Raw genomic sequence first — 512 nt, 5'->3', positions numbered from 1 at the left:
GGAGCTTCAGCGACAGCATCCCGGGCGACATGACCCTGTATGCAAAATGGACGTCGTCCGGCACCGCAGCAACCGCCACGCAGACCGCCCAGACGACCGCGAAAGCGACCCCGGTACCGACGCAGGCGCAGAGCGGCACATCTGCCACCACCGCAGCACCGGTCTCCACCACTGCGGCAGGCGCACAGCCCACCTTAACGCAGGCACCCGCACCGGTACTTGGCGGACTCTTCGGACTCCTCATCGCAGGTGTCCTTCTCAGAAGAAGAGAGTAACCCTCTCTTCCTCTTTTTTTCTGAAAAACATCTCAGGTGACACACCTGACCGGCGGCAGAAGGCATCCTTGGCAAAACCCACAACGATTGAACGAAAAAAGGGGAACACCCGTTCCCGCCTCCACAGGATACTCTCTGGCTGGGGAGCCACGCATCCTGTTTCGAATATATACAACAAAATTGTAAACGCATGAAACGTTCAATCGTCAGCACACACCTTTGCCCGGGTGCCTGCCG

General features: G+C 58.4%; 1 protein-coding gene. It reads left to right on the top strand.

From position 1 onward, the window contains the following. Nucleotides 1-275, top strand: a 275-nt coding sequence (locus O0S10_RS10480) for a hypothetical protein (protein WP_268925831.1), incomplete at its 5' end; no start/stop codon positions are given. Between the last annotated feature and the right edge of the window lie 237 nt (nt 276-512).

The sequence above is a fragment of the Methanocorpusculum petauri genome, from assembly GCF_026891975.1.
Classification (GTDB): Archaea; Halobacteriota; Methanomicrobia; order Methanomicrobiales; family Methanocorpusculaceae; genus Methanocorpusculum; species Methanocorpusculum petauri.
This window is presented reverse-complemented; position numbering and strand designations above follow the sequence as displayed.